Here is a 19235-nt window from a genome sequence, read left to right as displayed (position 1 = left end):
TCGGCCGGTTGATTCAACAAAAGGGAAGCTCTGTATTCGTACAGTAAGGAAGCCATGTGGAGCGCGTTCGCAAGCAGAAATGGCCGGCGGTCGTTCTGACCCTCGGCCTGTGTCACCCGATGTTTTCCGTTGCGCTGGCGGAGGATCAGATCGATCCCGGCCTGCGCAGCATCAGCCCTTCGCGCCTGCAGGCAAAGCCTGCAGATCAGCGCCGCACCGGCAACAGCCCCACGGGCAGTGAGAAAAGCAGTTCTAAAGGGAGTGCTAATGGCAGGAGCATTAGTGGTTCTGGCCCCGACGCAGTCATGGTCAAGGAAGACAGCCAGACCCTGGGCCTCGAACAGGCGGTCAGGCTCGCCGTTGACTGGCACCCCAGCATCAGCGAAGCGATCGGCACCCTGTATCAACAGGCCGAGGGCATCAACGTGGCCGAAGCCGGTTACTACCCGCAGATCTCCGGCGGGATAAAAGGCGGTTACACCAGCGGCTACGGCAGCGATGACGGCAGCCAGTCGGTGAGCATCTCCCTCAAACAGATGCTTTACGACTTCGGTAAGGTGTCGAACTCGGTCGAAGCGGCCCGGGCCAAGGTAGCGCGCAGTCAGGCAAGCATTCTGCTGACCATCGATCAGGTCAGCCGCGACACCGCGTTCGCCTACATCGAGGTCCAGCGCTACCAGCACCTGGTGGACATCGCCCGGGAGCAGATCCGCGGCATCGGCGACATCGTCGAACTGGCCAGACAGCGCAGCGACATGGGCGCGAGCACTCGCTCCGATGTGGTTCAGGCGCAGTCCCGCGCCGAGGGCGGCATGGCCACGCTGCAGGAGTACAAAGCGCTGTACGCGCGCTGGCAGTCGACGCTGACCAACCTTCTCGGTCGGCAGACCCCGCCCCAGGTCAGCGACACCTTCACGCCCTCGATGACCGACGCCTGCACCGCGCCCGTGAGCACAGACGTCCTCCCCGCCGTGCTGCAAGCCGTGGCACAGCGCACCCAGGCCCAGGCCGAACTGGCCCAGGCCAAAGCCGAAGCCTATCCGACACTGTCGTTGCAGCCGTCGATTAACCAGTATCTGGACGACCACTACGACGACCAGAACTCGAGGATCAATCGCACCCAGGCCGGGATCTTTCTCAACCTGGAAGTGCCGATTTATCAGGGTGGCGCCATCAGCGCCCGCAGCCGCGCCGCCAACTATGCGCTGACCGCCGCCGATTCCGCCGAGGACGCCGCCCGCCTGCAGGCGCGGCAAGGGCTGGGCGAAGCGCAGGCACAGACATCCGGCCTGACGCGCCGGCTCAGCTCGCTGGAATCGCGGCAGACCAGCATCACCGAAGCCCGCGAGCTGTACGGCCGGCAGTACCTGGAACTGGGCACCCGGCCGCTGCTCGATCTGCTCAACGCCGAGCAGGAAATCCACCAGTCGCGCTTCGACCTGGCCAACACCCAGGCCGACCTGCGTCGCCTGCAAATCGACTGCTTGTACAACAGCGGTGCGCTGCGTCGCGCGTTCGGCATCGATCACAGCACCATCCAGCACGTGGAGATCCTGCCATGACCGAGACCATCGTCATCCCCGAAGCCCCTGCGGCAGGCCCCGATCGTCCGGATTACTCGCCGTGGCTGGAAGCCATCCTCACCGTCGCCCGGCATTACCGCCTCGACGTGTCACCGGAAAGCATTCGCCTGGCATCCACCAACAGCGAGGGCCGTGTCGAAGAAGTGGTTCGCTACATGGCGCGCCAGGCGGGCTTGAGCGTCAAGTTCGCCCGCTACGACCGCAAGAGCCTGTCGCGCTGGCGCACGCCGCTGCTGGTGCAGCTGCGCGACGGCCAGGTCGGGGTGATCGAAAGCGTCAGCGAGCAAGGCGAACTGGGCATCGCGTACAGCGGCGATCAGGGCCTGCAAAGCCGCATCGACCCGGCCGTGCTTGCCGAGCAGGCGCTGCGCACGGTGATCCTGCGGCCCATCCAGCCCCTGAGCGACGTGCGCACCGACGACTACATCAAGCCTTACGACGAGCACTGGTTCCGGCGCATCGTCCTCAGCGACCTGCGCCCCTATCGCCAAGTGATGCTGGCGTCGCTGGTCGCCAACCTGCTGGGCATGGCGGGGGTGCTGTTCTCCATGCAGGTCTACGACCGGGTGATTCCGGCCGAGTCGCTGCCGACGCTGTACGTGTTGTTTGGCGGCGTGATGCTGGCGCTGGTGTTCGACTTCGTCATGCGCATCATGCGTCTGCGCATCACCGACGTACTGGGCAAGCGCGCCGACCTGCGGGTGTCGGACCTGGTGTTCGGCCACGCCCTGCGCCTGCGCAATTCGGCGCGGCCGAAATCCACCGGCTCGTTCATTTCGCAGCTGCGCGAGCTGGAGCAGATTCGCGACCTGATCACCTCCAGCACCGCCACGGCGCTCGCGGACATGCCGTTCTTCTTCCTGTTCTTGCTGGTGTTCTATCTGATTGGCGGGACGCTGGTGCTGATTCCTCTGGTCGCGCTGGTGGCGATGGTGCTGCCCGGCGTCCTTGCCCAACGCAAACTGGCGCGGCTGGCCAATGCCTCGATGCGCGAAGCCGCACTGCGCAACGCCATGCTGGTGGAAGCCGTACAGGGCATGGACGACATCAAGGCGCTGCAGGCCGAGCAACGTTTCCAGCAGCAGTGGAATCACTACAACGCCGCGTCTGCCGACAGCAGCCTGAAATTGCGTTCGCTGACCAACAGCCTGGTGGCCTGGACCCAGAACGTGCAGGGCGCGGTGTTTGCCGTGGTCATCGTGTTCGGTGCGCCCATGGTGATTGGCGGCGACCTCACCACCGGCAGCCTGGTGGCCGCCTCGATGCTGGCCTCGCGGATGATGGCGCCGATGGCACAACTAACCCACGTGCTTACCCGCTGGCAACAGGCGAAAGTCGCGCTGCAGGGGCTCAATCGGCTGATGCAGATGCCGGTCGATCACCCCGAAGGCAGTCAGCGCGTGCATGTGCCCGCCATTCGCGGGGATTACGTGTTGCGTCAGGCCGGCTTCAAGTACAGCGAAGAGGCATCGCTTGCGCTGAGTGGCATCAACCTGAACATACGGCCCGGTGAGCGCGTCGCCATCCTCGGGCGCAACGGCGCGGGCAAGTCGACGCTGCTGCAGGCGCTGGCGGGTTCGATGGATTTGTCCAGCGGCGAGACCACCGTGGACGGCATCTCCCTCGCTCACCTGGACCCGGCCGACCTGCGCCGGGACGTCGGCCTGATGTCGCAGCAGGCGCGGCTGTTTCACGGCACTCTGCGCGACAACCTCACCCTCGGCGCGGGCCAGGCCAGCGATCAGGAAATCATCGCCGCCCTGTCGGTGACCGGCGCGCTGGAGTTTGTCCGCCAGATGCCCAAGGGCATGGACCACCTGATTCTCGAAGGGGGTCTGGGCCTGTCCGGCGGTCAGCGCCAGAGCCTGCTGCTGTCACGCTTGCTGATTCGCCAGCCCCAGGTGCTGCTGCTGGACGAACCCACGGCGTCACTGGATGACATCACCGAACGCCAGTTGCTGGAAAAACTCTCGACCTGGTGTCAGGGCCGCACGCTGATCGTCGCCACCCACCGGGTCAGCCTGCTGCAACTGGTGGAACGGATCATCGTGCTGGACAACGGTCGCATCGTCATCGATGACCACCGCGACGCCGCCCTCACCCGACTCAGACAGCCGCAAGGAGCGCAGGCATGAACGCACTGACCACGGAGCAAACTCCACGGCTCGCCGACCAGATCACCTACCTCGACGGCAAGGACGAGCGCAGCATCACCGGAAGCGTGCGGGTGATCTGGACCTGCGCGCTGATGCTGGCGTGCTTTATCGCCTGGGCGGCCTGGTTTCAGGTGGTGGAAGTGTCCACCGGCACCGGCAAGGTGGTGCCCAGTTCCAGGGAGCAGCTGATTCAGTCCATGGAGGGCGGGATTATCAAGGAGTTGAACGTCAGCGAAGGCACGCTGGTGGAGCGCGGTCAGGTGCTGGCGCAACTGGATGCAGTGAAGAGTGAATCGAACGTCGGTGAAAGCGAGGCGAAATACCGGGCGGCGCTGGCCAGCGTCAATCGGCTGCAGGCGGAAGTCAGCGAGAAACCGCTCACCTTCGATGCGTCGCTGGACAAGTACCCGGAGCTGCGCCGCGCGGAGACGGACTTGTTCAACGCCCGGCGCAGGGGCCTGAGCGAAACCCTGACCGGCATCGAAAGCTCGCTGAAGCTGGTGCGCAGCGAACTGGACATCACCGAGAACCTGGCGAAGATCGGCGCGTCGAGCCGGGTCGAAGTGCTGCGCCTGAACCGCCAGCGCTCCGAGCTTGAGCTCAAGGCGACCGAGGCGCGTTCGGAGTACATGGTGCATGCCCGCGAAGACCTGGCCAAAGCCAATGCCGAGGCGCAGATGCTGTCGGCGGTGATCCGTGGGCGCAGCGATTCGTTGTCACGCCTGACCTTGCGCTCGCCGGTGCGCGGCATCGTCAAGGACATCAAAGTCACCACCATCGGCGGGGTCGTGCCGCCCAATGGGCAGCTGATGCAGATCGTCCCGCTGGATGAGCAACTGCTGATCGAAACCCGCATCTCGCCCCGGGACATTGCTTTCATTCACCCCGAGCAGCAGGCCAAAGTGAAAATCACGGCCTACGACTATTCGATCTACGGCAGCCTCGACGGCAAAGTGGTCACCATCTCGCCGGACACGATTCAGGATGAGGTCAAGCCGGAAATCTTCTATTACCGCGTGTTTATCCGTACGGACTCGGATGTGCTGCGCAACAAGGCGGGCAAGACCTTTGCCATCGTCCCCGGGATGATCGCCACCGTGGACATCCGCACGGGTGAAAAAACCGTGCTGGACTACCTGATCAAACCCCTCAACCGCGCCCGTGAAGCCCTGCGCGAGCGTTGATCAGTTGACCGCGAGATGAACCGGCGCTGGCGTGGCAGGCTTGAGCTGCGCCATGTAACGGGTCCACTCGCGGTTGATTTCGTTGTACGGCATGAAGATGCTGATCCGTGGCTGGTTGGCCAGGTCTGGACGCTTGATCTTGGCCAGGTCGCTGGAGGTCAGCAACGCCACGGTGATCCCCACCACCTTGCCATCTGCGGCGAATACCGGACCGCCCGACATGCCCTTGGCCACCGGGCCATCATGGGTGCCGTACATCACGTTGCCTTCTTTTGCGTCCAGGCGAACCATCGCCGGCAGCGCATGGCCTGTGCCTTTCACCGACATGTAAGCGGAGTTGTAGCCCACGGAGGTGAGCTCTTCACCCGGCTGGTATGAACGCCACATCGGAACGGAATCGGCTTTGTGCTTGAAGAACTGCACGTCGCCCTGCCCCTGAAACACCGCGCCCGAGATGTAAGGGATGTGTTTGACGGTCACCGCGTAATCTTCATTCCACTGGATCGCGGTGCCCATCAACAGATAGGGCCACGGCGCACCGGAGTGGACGACGAAGGCTTGGTCAAAGACAGGATCCTGGGTAAAAGCGGTGGGCATTCCGTTGCACCCGCTGATCAGCACTGAGGCTGCAACAAGTGACTTGAAGGGGCGCATCTGGTTTTCCGTGTGTGAGGATGGATGACGGGAGCGAATATGTCATTGCGCCATCACTCTGGCAATAGAGTGTAACTACCACCCGACTAGTGGTAATGCACTCAGGTTATTGGATCCAACCTATTTGGATCATGCAACGACCTGCGTCACGCTCAATACCATTCATTTGCGGATAATTCGGGAAATCCAGGCCAGTTAATGAATTATTTACCCTCTGCACCTATCAGATGCAGATCGGTCTGCCACTACTACGACAGCACACATTCTCCACGGAGTGCATGGACTGCCGTTGGTCGGGATACTGATCGCCGCAACGTCACACCTCTACCTGCCGGGACTTTTATGAGATCACGCAAGAAAACCGTCAACCCGATCGGGTTGCAAGACATCACTATTGTCGACGATGCCAAGATGCGGAAGGCCATCACCGCCGCCGCCCTGGGCAACGCAATGGAATGGTTCGACTTCGGCGTCTACGGGTTCGTGGCGTACGCACTGGGCAAGATCTTCTTCCCCGGCGCCGACCCCAGCGTGCAGATGATCGCGGCCCTCGCGACCTTTTCCGTGCCCTTCCTGATTCGCCCCATCGGCGGCGTGTTCTTCGGCGCCATCGGCGACAAATACGGGCGACAGAAAGTCCTCGCCGCGACCATCGTCATCATGTCCCTCAGCACCTTCGCCATCGGGCTGATCCCCTCGTATGAAACGATTGGCATCTGGGCGCCGATCCTGCTGCTGTTGGCGAAGATGGCCCAGGGTTTCTCGGTCGGGGGCGAATACACCGGCGCTTCGATCTTCGTGGCTGAATACGCGCCGGACCGCAAACGCGGGTTCCTCGGCAGCTGGCTGGATTTCGGCTCGATCGCCGGTTTCGTACTCGGTGCCGGCGTCGTGGTGCTGATCTCTTCCGTCGTCGGCGAGGAGAAATTTCTCGAATGGGGCTGGCGCCTGCCGTTCTTCCTCGCCCTGCCCCTGGGCATGATCGGCCTCTACCTGCGTAACGCCCTGGAAGAAACCCCGGCATTCCAGCAGCACGTGGAAAAACTCGAACAGGGTGACCGCGAAGGCCTGGCCCACGGCCCGAAAGTGTCGTTCAAGGAGGTCGCCACCAAGCACTGGCGCAGCCTGCTGACCTGCATCGGCGTGGTCGCGGCCACCAACGTCACGTATTACATGCTGCTGACGTACATGCCGAGTTACCTCTCGCACAACCTGCATTACAGCGAGAACCGCGGCGTACTGATCATCGTCGCGATCATGGTCGGCATGCTGTTCGTGCAGCCGCTGATTGGTTTCCTCAGCGACAAGATCGGCCGTCGGCCCTTCATCATTGCCGGCAGCATCGCTCTGCTGGTGCTGTCGATTCCGGCGTTCAAACTGATCAACAGCGGCCAGCTCGGCTTGATCTTCGCCGGCCTGCTTATGATCGCGGTGATCCTCAACTTCTTCATCGGGGTGATGGCCTCGACACTTCCGGCGATGTTCCCCACCCACATCCGTTACAGCGCGCTGGCGAGTGCCTTTAACGTGTCGGTGTTGATCGCCGGCCTGACCCCGACCGTGGTCGCCTGGCTGGTTGAAACCACCCAGGACCTGTACATGCCGGCGTACTACCTGATGGTCGTTGCGGTGGTGGGCCTGATCACCGGCCTGACCATGAAGGAAACCGCGAACAAGCCGTTGCGTGGCGCAGCGCCGGCGGCATCGGACCTCAACGAAGCCCGTGAACTGCTGCAGGAGCACCACGACAATATCGAACAGAAGATCGAAGACATCGACACGCAGATTGCCGAGTTGCAAGCCAAACGCGAGAGCCTGGTTCAGCAGCACCCGCGTATAGATTGATAGCAACTTATCCAAACAGATGGCCGCGACGGTATCCCTGCCGTTCGCGGCCATTTCGGCAAATTTGTCTGAACCGCTGCGTCCCTCTCCCGGTCAGGTCTTGCATGAGCATTCACCCGCTTCTGTGCAGGCACTGACAGGCGGACAGAGAACTGAAAGGCAGCCTCCTCCCCATGACCGACATCCTTGATCACTTGCCCCCCGTGCTACGACCGCAAAGCGAAATGATCCTGGCCGACATACGCGCCTCTGGCTCGACCATCGATGTGGTCAAGAGCGGCGCTCAGGCCAATGGCTTCGTGCTCGGTTTGCGTTGCTGCGGGGGAATCGACGCGCAGCAGGCCGAGCAGCTTTCCGAGTTCTACGACGCCGTCGTGGAGTCGCGGTTGAAACGGCTGACGCTCGGGTTGTCCTGAGCAGCTTTATGCGGCTTGCCTGAGCACCGGGCGCGTCCCTTTTATTTTTAGCCATAGTCAGCGGATGACATGTTTACCAACGGAGCCACACCATGCGATCCAATACTTCCTTTCTTTTCGACCTCGACGGCACCCTGACCGACAGCGTTTATCAGAACGTCACGGCGTGGAAAGAAGCCCTCGATTCGGAAAACATTCCTCTGGCGATGTGGCGGATCCACCGCAAGATCGGCATGAGCGGCGGTTTGATGCTGAAGATGCTGTCCCGGGAAACCGGGATGGAAATCACCGAGGCGCAGGCCGAGCGGTTGAGTAAAAGGCACGCCGAGGCGTATGAGAGAACCCAGGATCAGATCATTGCTTTGCCTGGTGCGGTTGATTTGCTGAAGACGCTGGACGATGAGGGCTTTCCTTGGTGCATAGCGACCAGTGGGGAGATGTCGACGGCGCAGATCAATTTGAAGGCGTTGGGGCTGGACCCGAAGAAGATCAATCTGATCACGCGCGATGATGTGAAGAACGGCAAGCCGGACCCGGATTTGTTTGTGACGGCTGCGAAGAAGATCGACGCGAAGATTGAGGATTGTCTGGTGATCGGTGATGCGATCTGGGACATGCTGGCGGCGCGGCGGTGCAAGGCGACGGGGATTGGGTTGCTTTCGGGCGGCTACGATGTGAGTGAGCTGGAGCGGGCCGGGGCGTTGCGGGTGTATGAGGATCCGCTGGCGCTGCTCAACCATCTCGATGAGATCGCTACGCGGGATTAGAAGCTTAAAAGCGTCTGCCTGGGGGCAGACTGTTTCGCCTTCGGCGAGTTACTTGGAAAAGCACCCCAAGTAACCAAGGGTGCTTGCTCTCGGTTGGGCCCGACTTCGTCGGGTTCCTTCACTCCGGTCCCGCTCCGTGGGCCCGCGCCGAACGGGCATCCATGCCCTGACGGCGCTCTCGCCGCATCCATGCCGCTCGGCCCACTGCGCGAGACCTGCGTTCAGCCTGCACCCAAGTCGCGATTGGCGGTGACTGCCCCTTCCCTGTATGAAGATCAAAAGCAGAGCAAACGCATTCTTGGCAGGACTGGCTTTAGCCGGGAATACGCAGGCCGGATCACTCCCAATTTCGCTGAATGCACGCGCTGCTCTTAGTGGGACCGGCTTTAGCCGGGAATACGCAGGCCGAATCACTCCCAATTTTGCTGAATGCACGCGCTGCTCTCAGTGGGACTGGCTTTAGCCGGGAAGAGGCCAGTTCATGCGCCACTAATCTTGGCCGTTGAAACCGGCTCCAGACTCGACGCGCTGATCATTCCCACGCTCCGCGTGGGAATGCATCCTCCGACGCTCCGCGTCACCCCAATCGGCTAACCACCCTGCCTTCACTCACCCGCGTTATAAACCGGATAGTCGATATACCCCTCTTCCGTCCCGCCATACAACGTGGCCGGGTTGACGGGGTTGAGGGGCCAGCCGTTGGCGATGCGGACCGGCAGGTCGGGGTTGGCGATGAAGGGGCGGCCAAAGGCGATGAGGTCCGCCAGGCCGGCGTCGATCAGGCGGTTGCCGCGTTCGGCGGTGTAGCGGCCGGCGTAGATGATGCGGCCGGTGAAGGCTTCGCGGATGGCTTTGCGGAAGGTGTCCGGCAGTTCGGGGGCGTTGTCCCAGTCGGCTTCGGCGATGGAGACGTAGGCGACGCCTGCGTTTTCCAGGACCTTGATGGCTTCGACATAGGTGTGGTGCGGGTCGCTTTCCACCAGGCCGATGTAGACGCGTTCTTCGTCGGTGCTGGCAAACAGCGGCGAGAAGCGCACGCCCAGACGGTCCGCACCCACGGCTTCGGCGACGGCAGTGACGATCTCGCGCAGGAAGCGCAGGCGGTTTTCCAGCGAGCCGCCGTATTCGTCATCGCGGTGGTTGGCGTGCTCGGAGATGAACTGGTTGACCAGGTAACCGTTTGCCGCGTGAATTTCCACGCCATCGAAACCCGCTTCGATCGCATTCTTAGCCGCCTGGGCATACAGCGTGACCAGCTCGCGGATTTCCTCGACGGTCAGCGCACGAGGCGTCGGCGGTACGACCAATTGCCCTGCGCCCGGCGCCGTTTCGATGAACGCCTTGGCGTTGGCCGCCGGGATCGCCGAGGGGGCAACCGGCGCTTCACCGTTGGGCTGCAAGGCGTGATGGGACACACGGCCCACGTGCCAGAGCTGAGCGAAAATCACGCCCTCTTCTGCATGTACCGCATCGGTCACTTTGCGCCAGCCTTCGACCTGCTCGGCGCTGTAGATGCCCGGCGTCCATGCATAGCCCTGGCCGCGCGGCTCGATCTGGGTGCCTTCGGTGATCATGAAACCGGCGGACGCCCGTTGCTGGTAGTAGCGTGCCATCAGGTCCGAAGCGATATCGCCCGGCTGCAGGCTTCTCTGCCGGGTCAACGGCGGGAAGGCAATGCGGTTTTTCAGCACGTGCCGACCGAGGTTGACGTGGGTGAGCAAGGGTTGAGTGGACATGGGTGATACTCCGTTCAAGTCGTTGGAAGTGTTGGCTAGATCGTACTGCGTAGACCAGTCGTCTAGTGGATGGCCGGGAGTCTAAAGCGCACGTGCAGACCCGGCAATGTCAGATCCGCAATGATTCCGGACATCGGCCGCAGACAACGCTACTTGCAGAATCTTGCGCTTTTGAGATCCCCTACCCAGACAACCCGTTGCAGTCGGCCGTCCCGCGCTTATGATTCCGCGCATCGAACGTTGGTCGACCCTCGGCAATGCCAGTGGGCTCATTGGTCAACACCCCACATCCTGAACAGGCACTCCATGAACATCATCCGCAGCAAAGACTTCACCGGTGACCGCCCATGGGCCGCGTTGGACATCGCCAACATGAACGGCATCACCACGCGACTGCACTGGACGGATCAGCCCTACAAATGGCACGTGAATGATGGTCAGGAGGTTTTTGTGGTGCTGGACGGGCAAGTGGAGATGCGCTTCAAGCAGGACGGCGTCGAGCACAGAACCGTGCTGCACATCGGCGATATTTTCTACGCCTCCATCGGCACCGCCCACGTTGCCCACCCGTTGGGTGAAGCGCGGATTCTGGTGATCGAAAGCGAGGGCAGCGTCTGAGCCAGGCCGCCTGATCACTGCAAAGTGGTGGTGATTCGACGGTCCCCTTCCCGGCTGAAGCCGGTCCCATTAAACACCGCATTCATCCAGTGGGACTGAAGCCGGTCCCACTAGAACACCGCGCTCATTCAGTGGCACCGCATACCCTAGTGGGACCGGCTTTAGCCGGGAAAGCGTCAGAGGCCACACCGCAAAATCGAAGGTGCTTGGACGGGCCCCTTCCCGGCTGAAGCCGGTCCCACTAAACACCGCATTCATTCAGTGGGACTGAAGCCGGTCCCACTAAAACACCGCGCGCATTCAGTGGCACCGCATACCCTAGTGGGACCGGCTTTAGCCGGGAAGGCGTCGGATATCACACCGCTAAACCCAGGGTGTTCGAAATGACCGCTTCCCGGCTACCAGCCACAAGATCGATCAATCAAGGCTTCCACGCCCCGCCTTCAACAATCACCGCCGACGGATCGGTGTCCGCCGCCAGTTGATCGCGCACGTACTGGTTGTACAGCGAGAGCAGATACTTCTGCTGACCGAGGCTGGCCAGTTCGGTGTTCACCCAATCGCGCAGTTCAGTGTTGCCCTTCTTGACCGCCGGAGCGATCGGCGCTTCTTCACCGAGTTTCTGTGCGAGCACGCGGTATCCCGGGTTCTGCTTGGCCCAGCTGAACAGCACCAGGTTGTCCTGGGCATAGGCATCGCCTCGGCCATTGGCCAGCGCTTGCAGCGACTCGGAATTCTTCTCGAACTTGAGCAGCTTCCAGTCCGGGTGGTTCTTGGTCAGCCAGATATCCGCCGTGGTGCCGGTGGTGACGATGACGGTTTTGCTCGCCAGATCGTCCAGCGTCTTCACCGGGCTGCTGTCCGGCACCAGGGCCTGCACGGCGACGCGCAGGTTGGGGTGAGTGAAATCGACCACTTGCGCCCGTTCCGGCGTCACGGTCATGTTGGCGAGGATCAGGTCAACCTTGTCGCTCTGCAGAAACGGAATGCGGCTGGCGGGCTCGACCACCACGAACTCGATCTTCTTCTCGTCGCCCAGCAAGTCCTTGGCAAAGCGCCGACCGAGATCGGTGTCGAAGCCGACGTAGTCGCCCTGTTCGTTAACGAAACCGAACGGCGGTTTGTCGCTGAAAACGCCGACAATCAACGTGTCGCGCGCCTTGATTTTTTCCAATGACCCTGCGGCAGAGTCGGCGGCATGGGCGGCAGCCGTGCCGACCAGCAATCCGAGGGCGAGCAGTGGCAATACGAGGGCAGATTTAAGGGTCACGATGCTTTCCTTTTTGGCATGTTTTCTACGTACGAGAATTTCTCCAGGAACTGCTGCGCGCGTGCGGTCTGCGGGGCGCTGAAGAAGGATTCGGGGTCGCTCTGTTCGGCGATACGGCCGCCGTCCATGAACAGGATTCGATCGGCCACGGCGCGGGCGAAGGCCATTTCGTGGGTGACGATCAACAGGGTCATGCCACTGCGGGCCAGGTCGAGGATGACTTCCAGCACCTCCTTGACCATTTCCGGATCAAGCGCAGCGGTGACCTCATCGAACAGCATGACCCTGGGGTTCATGCAAAGTGCGCGGACGATGGCGATGCGTTGCTGCTGACCCCCGGAAAGCTCGCGCGGATAGGCGTCGCGTTTGTCCAGCAGGCCCACGCGGGTTAACAGTGTCTCAGCCTGTTGCTGCGCGTCGACGCGTGTGCGCTTCTGCACGCTCAACGGCCCTAGCACAATGTTCTCCAGCACGGTCATGTGCGGGAACAGGTGGTAGCTCTGAAACACCATGCCGATCTGTTGCCGCACCTGGCGCCAATCGGTGTTGGCCGGCAGGTCCTGACCGGCAAAGCGGTACTGCCCGGCATGGCCGAGTTCGAGACCGTTGAGGCAACGCAGCAAGGTGCTTTTGCCGCAGCCGCTGGGGCCGAGAATCACCACCACTTCGCCTTCGCGAATGCTCAGGTCAACGTCTTGCAACACCGGCACCGAACCGAAGTTTTTGCTGAAGCGGGTCAGTTTTATCAATGGGCTCATGAATGATTCCAACGCCGCTCGAGCACCCGCGAAGCGGCCGAGAGCGGATAACAGGCAAGAAAGAAAAACACGAACAGGAAGCCGTAGATCGGCACCGACTCATAGGTCCGCTCGATGATTTGCTGGCCGATCTTGATCACGTCGACGACGCCGATCAGCACCGCCAGGGAGCTGGTTTTGATCAGCCGGGTGAAGACATTGATCAGCGGCGGCGTCATACGCCGCAACGCCTGGGGCAGCAGCACGCGGCCGTAGAGTTGCAGCTGGCCGAGGCCAATCGCGAGCCCCGCTTCCCGTTGCCCTTTCGGAATCGAGCGCAGCGCCCCGCGCACCACTTCGCCGGTTTCACTGGTGCCCCACAGCGACAGCACCAGCACCGCGCACCAGAAGCCGGGGATGCTCCAGCCGAGAAAGATCGGCAAACTGAAAAAGAACAGGTACAGCCAGACCAGCACCGGAATCGCCCGGAACAGCTCCAGGTAGACAATCAGCACCCCGTCGATCCAGCGCACCCCGAGGTTGCGCAGCACGCCATAGATCAGCCCGCCGACACTGCTGAAGACGATCGCCAACAGCGAAATACCCAGCGTGCGACCGATGCCCTGGGCCAGTTGCGGCGCCGAAATCCACAGCAATTCAAGACCCGAACTGGCCATGCTGGAGCCTCCTTTCAATCAGGCGCAGCAGCAGCGACAGCGGCACGAACAGCAGCACGCACAGGCCGGTCATGACCGCGAGCATTTCGTAGGTTTTGTAGTACAGCGCGATGTAGCTTTTGGTGGTGTAGAGAATTTCCGGTACCGCCACCGCCGAGACCACGGTGGTTTCCTTGAGCAGAAAGATGAAGTTGGCGAACAGCGCCGGCAGGCTGAGGATCCCGGCCTGGGGCAGGATGACGTGGCGCAGCAACTGCCAGCGCGACAGGCCGATGGACAGCCCCGATTCGATCTGCGATTTGGGCACCGCGTCGATGCCCGCGCGCAGGATCTCGGTCAGGTACGCGCCGCCCATGAAGGTCATGGCAATGATCGCCGAGGCAAACCCGGAGATGCGGATGCCCAGCGTCGGCAGCGCGAAGTAGATGAAAAACAGCTGGATCAGCAACGGCGTGTTGCGCGCCAGCTCCACATAGACGCGCACCAGCGGACGCAGGATCGGCACGCCGAACGCGGTGATCGCGGCATTGATCAGCGCCACGCACAGCGACGTGCCGATGGCGATGACGCCCACCTGCAACGTGACCCCGACGGCGCTGACGAATGCGGGCAGCGTGGACACGGCAAATTCGACATCGAACGCCATATCAACCCTGGCCCTGGTTGGTGAGGTTGTCGCCATCGACGGGTGGATCGATGCCGGTCGGTCCCGGCGCTGAAAGGCTGTGCGGGTTTAGTGATGGGGCTGTAGGCACATTAACTCCTGCCAATGACGGGTAAAACGCGACGCCATGGGTGGGTCGACGCGGGTTTGTTTCTGAGTCATTGCAGGCTTTATGCCACGCCGGAAGGTCCCGGGATTCAGCGCGATCGAGGGTCGTTAAGGGGCGTAACTGTTTGTTTTCCATGGCAAGTGGTGGAGTGCTGTTGCTGGGACAACAGTGTCAGCGGCTTCCATGATTGGAGGTCCGAAGCACAGGCTGGCACCGCGCTTACCCAAGGCATTGCCATGGCAGGCTTTTTTGTCGATGCCGCATCGCGGTTTGGTCGATCCAGCGTCGTGGGCATACGCCTTGCTATCTCCACAGCACTCCGCGCTTTCGGGCTTTACGCACAACAAGCCGTGCCGCGGACCTCGCCCGTTCCGATCCGATCCAGGAGCCTCCCCATGACCCAACGCACTGAAACCCTCAAGCTCGGCCTGTTCCTGCGGGCCACCGGGCATCACATCGCCGCGTGGCGCGACAGTGGTTCCGAGGCCGACGCGGGCATTCGGCTGGACCACTTCATTGATCTGGCGCGCAAGGCCGAGGCGGCCGGGTTCGACACGCTGTTCCTCGCCGACAGCGTGTCCGTCAGGGGCATCGATGCACCGACGTTCGACCGGGTCATCGCGCCGAGCCTGAGCTTCGAGCCGCTGACGCTGTTGTCGGCCCTGGCGACCGTGACCTCGCGCATCGGCCTGATTGCCACGGCCAGCACCAGTTACAGCGAGCCGTACAACCTGGCGCGACAGTTCGCCTCGCTGGACCAGATCAGCGGCGGCCGTGTGGGCTGGAACCTGGTCACCAGCAGCGACCCCGACGCGGCGAAGAATTTCGGCGGCGGGCATCAGGGCGAGCAAGCGGCGCACGCCGACCGCTACAGCCGGGCGCGGGAATTTCATGAGGTGGTCGACAAGTTGTGGGACAGCTGGGAGGACGACACGCTGCTGCTGGACAAGGACAGCGGCGTGTTTCTGGACCGCAGCAAGCTGCACCGGGCCGACCACCGGGGCGAGCACTTCCATGTGCGCGGGCCGCTGAACGTGCTGCGCTCGCCCCAGGGCAAACCGGTGCTGGTGCAGGCGGGTGCTTCCGAGGATGGGCGTGCGCTGGCGGCCGCGACCGCTGAAGCGATCTTCGCCGCGCATCAGAATCTCGGCGACGCCCAAGCGTTCTACAGCGACATAAAATCCCGCGCGGCGGTGCTGGGGCGCAAACCCGAGCACATCAAGATTCTGCCGGGGGTGACGATCTTCACCGCGCCGACCTCCGCCGAAGCCCACGCCAAACATCAGCGCCTGCAGAATCTGGTGCACCCGGAAGTCGGCCTGAGCTTGCTGTCCGGGCTGCTCGGCGGCGTCGACCTCTCGCACCTGCCGCTGGACGGGCCGCTGCCCCAAGACCTGCCTGCCACCAACGCCTCGAAAAGCCGCCAGCAATTGATTCTGCAACTGGCCGGCGAGGGGCTGAGCATCCGCGAGCTGTACCTGCGGCTGGCCGGCGCACGGGGTCACTGGACCCTGGTCGGCTCACCCGAAGAAGTGGTCGATCAGCTGCAAGCGTGGTTTGAAGGGTACGGTGCCGACGGCTTCAACATCCTGCCGCCGACCTACCCCGAGGGGCTGGACGATTTCATTGCGCTGATCCTGCCGGAGCTCAAACGCCGCGGCCTGGTGCCCACCGATGGGCCGACCGGCAAGACCCTGCGCGAACGGCTGGGCCTGCCCTACCCGGCCCACCCGGCAACGCTTGCGCGCGGCGTTCTGCTGGCGGTATGACAACTGAGCCTTTCCCGGCTAAAGCCAGTCCTGAAAGGTAATCGCGGTCCTACTATGTGCGCGCGGTCCCATTGGGCGGGTGCTGTGGGGACCCTGACAGACATCAGGGTGCCCGTTCCTGCCAAAGCGCCTTCGCCGCCGTTTCAAGCCGGACACGCTGCGTATACTCAAGCGCGACGAAGCACAGGACTTCGAACCGCCGGGGGCTACGATGCTGGACGAACATCAATCTCCTCTTTATGACCGCTTCCCGCCGCCAGCGGAACAACACTGGCCGGAGGCGATTCGGCACCCTTCTCTGCAGCCCCTTGCGCGCCCGACCGCGCATCTCGCTTCCCCCTGCCATCAGGACGCCGCCGCGCAAAGCGATTACACCCTGAGCCTTCACGCCCGCAAGATGGCCGAGTTCAGTGCCTCCATCGCCCATGAAATCTGCCAGCCTCTGCTGGGCATCGCCGCCAATGCCGCTGCCAGCCTGCGCTGGCTGCAGCGCGACGTGCCAGAGATCGAAGAGGCCATTGCCGGTCTGAAGGACATCCGCGCCGGCTGTGAACGCGCTGCCAACATCGTCAAGGCCCTGGGAGCGCTGGCCCGTCAGGCGCCTTTGCAGCTGCAGATCCTGAAGATTGACGACGTCATTCGCGAAGCCATACGCCTCACCCAGCCTGCGCTTACCGCTCAGCGGGTGCGGCTCGAAACCGGTTTGTTCGTCGACCAATCCATCGTCGCCGACGCCGTGCAGTTGCAGCAATTGCTGGTCAACCTCATCACCAATGCCGTGGAAGCCATGGCCGGTAACCGCGACGCCGCTGTCCTGCGCATCAATTCATTCACCCTCAAAGACGGCGTTGAGGTGTGCGTCGAAGACAACGGTCCGGGCATCCCCGCAGACCGCCGCGAACAGATCTTCGGCGCGTTCTATACCACCAAGAGCAGCGGCCTCGGCGTCGGGCTGGCGATCTGTCGCGCGGTGGTGGACGCCCATCACGGCCGCATCTGGGCACAAGCCTCGGCCAGCGGCGGCGCACGCATCCGTGTTCAGCTGCCGACGTGCTGTTACTGAAAGGCTGCCCGTCCTCTAGCCATCCCCCAACGACGCCTCATCGAGCCCGTGCCGATCAGCCGCGGCAGGCATGCCGCACATCCCCGATTTCGTCCAAACGCCAATCATTCACATTCGTTCGCGCAATCCCCTAGAATGCCGCCTGGATTCAGGCTCGTGCCCCCTGCGCTGGCAGTGGCGGTAACAGAAAGGCGATCAAGGCATGCGCGACATTCCAAAGCAGAAAACAGTGGCGGTGGTGCTGTTCAACGACGTGCTCATGCTCGACGTGACCGGCCCCATGGACGTTTTTTCGATTTCCAATCGACTGCTGGCGCCGGAGAAGCAGTACCAACTGATCACCGTGGCCGAACCCCCGCTGCTCATCCGCAGCTCCTGCGGGCTCAAGGTTCAGGCAGACCTGGCGCTGGACGATCTGCCGGGCGACATCGACCTGCTGCTGGTCCCCGGCGGGCCAGGCGCGTATGGCGTCAGCCATCCTCAGCTCACCGCCTGGCTACCGGCCGCCGCCCAGGGCGCAGGGCGTTTCGGGGCGATCTGCACCGGGGCGTTTCTGCTGGGTGACGCCGGTCTGCTCGACGGCTACCGCTGCACCACCCACTGGAACTACGTTGAGCGGTTGGCCCGGCGCTTTCCCGCCTCCCGGGTCGAAACCGAGCAGATCTACGTGGTCGACCGCAACCTGATCACTTCCGGCGGCATTACAGCGGGGATCGACATGGCCCTGGCCATCGTCGCCGAAGACCACGGCAAAGACATCGCGCTGGAAGTCGCCAAAGTGCTGCTGGTGGTGATGAAGCGTCAGGGCGGACAAACGCCCTACGGCCCGTTGCTGGCAGCGGTGCCCCGGGATGACAGCGCGATCGCCCGGGTGCAGGCCTACGTCGTGGACCACATTGATGAGCCCTACACCGTGCAGCGCATGGCCGACCTGGCGGCGATGAGCCCGCGCAATTTCGCCCGGGCCTTCCAGCGCGAAGTCAGCCTGACGCCCATGCAATTTCTGCTCAACGCGCGCATCGACCATTCACGCAAACTGCTCGAAGGCAGCGACCTGCCCCTCAAGGTCGTGGCCAGTCGTTGCGGCTTTGGCAGCGCGCGGCACATGCGCAAGGCGTTCAGCGAGCGCATTGGCGTGACGCCCGGACAATACCGTCAGCAGTTCGGCGGCGACTGAACGAGTGCGCGCGTCAGTCATCTGATCTTCAAGGGCGGCCATTGCGCCGCACACTCGCAAACAGGCTCGCAGACACGCACACTGCGCTGCTTGTCTGAAACACACACCGTTCAATCGCTGGAAGGACTTGCCCATGACCACCCACACCGAAACCGCGCTGCTTGCCGGAGGCTGCTTCTGGGGCATGCAGGACTTGCTGCGCCGCTACCCCGGCGTCGTCTCGACCCGCGTCGGCTACTCCGGTGGCGACGTCGACAACGCCACCTATCGCAACCACGGTACCCACGCCGAAGCCATCGAAATCGTCTTCGACCCCGAGCAGATTTCCTACCGCAAAATCCTGGAATTCTTCTTCCAGATTCATGACCCGTCGACCCCGAACCGCCAGGGCAATGACCGGGGCGTGAGCTATCGCTCGGCGATTCTCTACCTCAACGACCAGCAGAAAGCCGTGGCCCTGGACACCGTGGCCGATGTCGATGCCTCGGGCCTGTGGCCGGGCAAAGTCGTCACCGAAATTGCCCCGGCCGGACCGTTCTGGGAAGCCGAACCCGAGCATCAGGATTACCTGGAGCGCATCCCCAACGGCTACACCTGCCATTTCATTCGCCCAAACTGGACACTGCCGGTGCGGGACAAGGCCACTACCGCCTGATTGGGTTTACTTTGACGGGGGGCCGCGTGCCAGAGCGGTCCCTCGCACATCACGGTCATCGCCGAAGTAGAGTCTCCAACTGGCATCCGTGCATAAACTAATAACCAAACGATATTTAGCCAATTCTTTTTAGAACATTATGATTCGTGGCTTGC

At 62.5% G+C, this 19235-nt stretch carries 17 protein-coding genes; 11 read left to right on the top strand and 6 right to left on the bottom strand.

Annotated features, from left to right (window positions below; all coding sequences use genetic code 11):
* Positions 1 to 119 precede the first annotated feature (119 nt).
* From ACYASU_RS00785 to ACYASU_RS00775, 3 genes are read left to right on the top strand one after another with little or no spacing between them, the layout of a single operon-like run.
* Positions 120 to 1562 (top strand): TolC family outer membrane protein, encoded by a 1443-nt coding sequence (locus ACYASU_RS00785; RefSeq protein WP_463581822.1) that lies wholly within the window; start codon positions 120 to 122, stop codon positions 1560 to 1562.
* Positions 1559 to 3718 (top strand): type I secretion system permease/ATPase, encoded by a 2160-nt coding sequence (locus ACYASU_RS00780; RefSeq protein ID WP_463581600.1) that lies wholly within the window; start codon positions 1559 to 1561, stop codon positions 3716 to 3718. Before ACYASU_RS00785 ends, ACYASU_RS00780 begins: the two co-directional genes overlap by 4 nt.
* Positions 3715 to 4923, top strand: a complete 1209-nt coding sequence (locus ACYASU_RS00775) for an HlyD family efflux transporter periplasmic adaptor subunit (RefSeq protein ID WP_192172236.1) — start codon at positions 3715 to 3717, stop codon at positions 4921 to 4923. The genes ACYASU_RS00780 and ACYASU_RS00775 overlap by 4 nt, the downstream gene beginning before the upstream one ends.
* On the opposite strand, the gene ACYASU_RS00770 is transcribed toward ACYASU_RS00775, so the two are convergent.
* Entirely contained in the window at positions 4924 to 5520 is a 597-nt protein-coding gene (locus tag ACYASU_RS00770; RefSeq protein WP_463581599.1) for a trypsin-like peptidase domain-containing protein, read from the bottom strand.
* Between the two features lie 399 nt (positions 5521 to 5919).
* On the opposite strand from ACYASU_RS00770, the gene proP reads away from it, so the two are divergent.
* From proP to ACYASU_RS00755, 3 genes are all read left to right on the top strand, one after another.
* Positions 5920 to 7422, top strand: coding sequence for a glycine betaine/L-proline transporter ProP (gene proP / locus ACYASU_RS00765; protein WP_192172238.1), 1503 nt, complete (start codon positions 5920 to 5922; stop codon positions 7420 to 7422).
* A gap of 173 nt (positions 7423 to 7595) precedes the next feature.
* Positions 7596 to 7838: a hypothetical protein gene (locus ACYASU_RS00760; RefSeq protein WP_282372359.1), complete on the top strand. Its 243-nt coding sequence runs from the start codon at positions 7596 to 7598 to the stop codon at positions 7836 to 7838.
* A gap of 92 nt (positions 7839 to 7930) precedes the next feature.
* On the top strand, positions 7931 to 8605 hold the full coding sequence (locus ACYASU_RS00755) for an HAD family hydrolase (protein ID WP_423574507.1): 675 nt from the start codon (positions 7931 to 7933) through the stop codon (positions 8603 to 8605).
* A 605-nt stretch (positions 8606 to 9210) separates the two neighbouring features.
* Here the strand turns inward: ACYASU_RS00755 and ACYASU_RS00750 are convergent.
* Entirely contained in the window at positions 9211 to 10341 is a 1131-nt protein-coding gene (locus ACYASU_RS00750; RefSeq protein WP_463581598.1) for an alkene reductase, read from the bottom strand.
* Positions 10342 to 10647: 306 nt separating this feature from the next.
* Between ACYASU_RS00750 and ACYASU_RS00745 the strand changes: the two genes are divergently transcribed.
* Positions 10648 to 10959 (top strand): cupin domain-containing protein, encoded by a 312-nt coding sequence (locus tag ACYASU_RS00745; RefSeq protein WP_463581597.1) that lies wholly within the window; start codon positions 10648 to 10650, stop codon positions 10957 to 10959.
* A gap of 421 nt (positions 10960 to 11380) precedes the next feature.
* Here the strand turns inward: ACYASU_RS00745 and ACYASU_RS00740 are convergent, their stop codons facing one another.
* From ACYASU_RS00740 to ACYASU_RS00725, 4 genes are read right to left on the bottom strand one after another with little or no spacing between them, the layout of a single operon-like run.
* The gene (locus ACYASU_RS00740; protein WP_463581821.1) at positions 11381 to 12232 is read right to left on the bottom strand and encodes a transporter substrate-binding domain-containing protein; all 852 of its coding nucleotides are present in this window, start codon (positions 12230 to 12232) and stop codon (positions 11381 to 11383) included.
* Positions 12226 to 12987, bottom strand: a complete 762-nt coding sequence (locus ACYASU_RS00735) for an amino acid ABC transporter ATP-binding protein (RefSeq protein WP_463581596.1) — start codon at positions 12985 to 12987, stop codon at positions 12226 to 12228. Before ACYASU_RS00735 ends, ACYASU_RS00740 begins: the two co-directional genes overlap by 7 nt.
* On the bottom strand, positions 12984 to 13643 hold the full coding sequence (locus ACYASU_RS00730) for an amino acid ABC transporter permease (RefSeq protein ID WP_463581595.1): 660 nt from the start codon (positions 13641 to 13643) through the stop codon (positions 12984 to 12986). The genes ACYASU_RS00735 and ACYASU_RS00730 overlap by 4 nt, the downstream gene beginning before the upstream one ends.
* On the bottom strand, positions 13624 to 14289 hold the full coding sequence (locus ACYASU_RS00725; protein ID WP_463581594.1) for an amino acid ABC transporter permease: 666 nt from the start codon (positions 14287 to 14289) through the stop codon (positions 13624 to 13626). The genes ACYASU_RS00730 and ACYASU_RS00725 overlap by 20 nt, the downstream gene beginning before the upstream one ends.
* A 522-nt stretch (positions 14290 to 14811) precedes the next feature.
* Between ACYASU_RS00725 and ACYASU_RS00720 the strand changes: the two genes are divergently transcribed.
* The 4 genes from ACYASU_RS00720 (at position 14812) to msrA (ending at position 19080) form a co-directional block, all read left to right on the top strand.
* Positions 14812 to 16185 carry an LLM class flavin-dependent oxidoreductase gene (locus tag ACYASU_RS00720; protein ID WP_463581593.1) on the top strand — a complete coding sequence of 458 codons (1374 nt, stop codon included), beginning with the start codon at positions 14812 to 14814 and terminating at the stop codon, positions 16183 to 16185.
* A 211-nt stretch (positions 16186 to 16396) separates the two neighbouring features.
* A complete protein-coding gene (locus tag ACYASU_RS00715) occupies positions 16397 to 17248 on the top strand; it encodes a sensor histidine kinase (protein ID WP_463581592.1) in 852 nt (283 codons plus the stop codon).
* Between the two features lie 202 nt (positions 17249 to 17450).
* Positions 17451 to 18425: a GlxA family transcriptional regulator gene (locus ACYASU_RS00710; RefSeq protein WP_463581591.1), complete on the top strand. Its 975-nt coding sequence runs from the start codon at positions 17451 to 17453 to the stop codon at positions 18423 to 18425.
* 133 nt (positions 18426 to 18558) lie between these two features.
* Positions 18559 to 19080, top strand: coding sequence for a peptide-methionine (S)-S-oxide reductase MsrA (gene msrA / locus ACYASU_RS00705; RefSeq protein WP_463581590.1), 522 nt, complete (start codon positions 18559 to 18561; stop codon positions 19078 to 19080).
* Positions 19081 to 19235 lie beyond the last annotated feature (155 nt).

Source organism: Pseudomonas sp. HP_12 (assembly GCF_055283955.1).
This window is presented reverse-complemented; position numbering and strand designations above follow the sequence as displayed.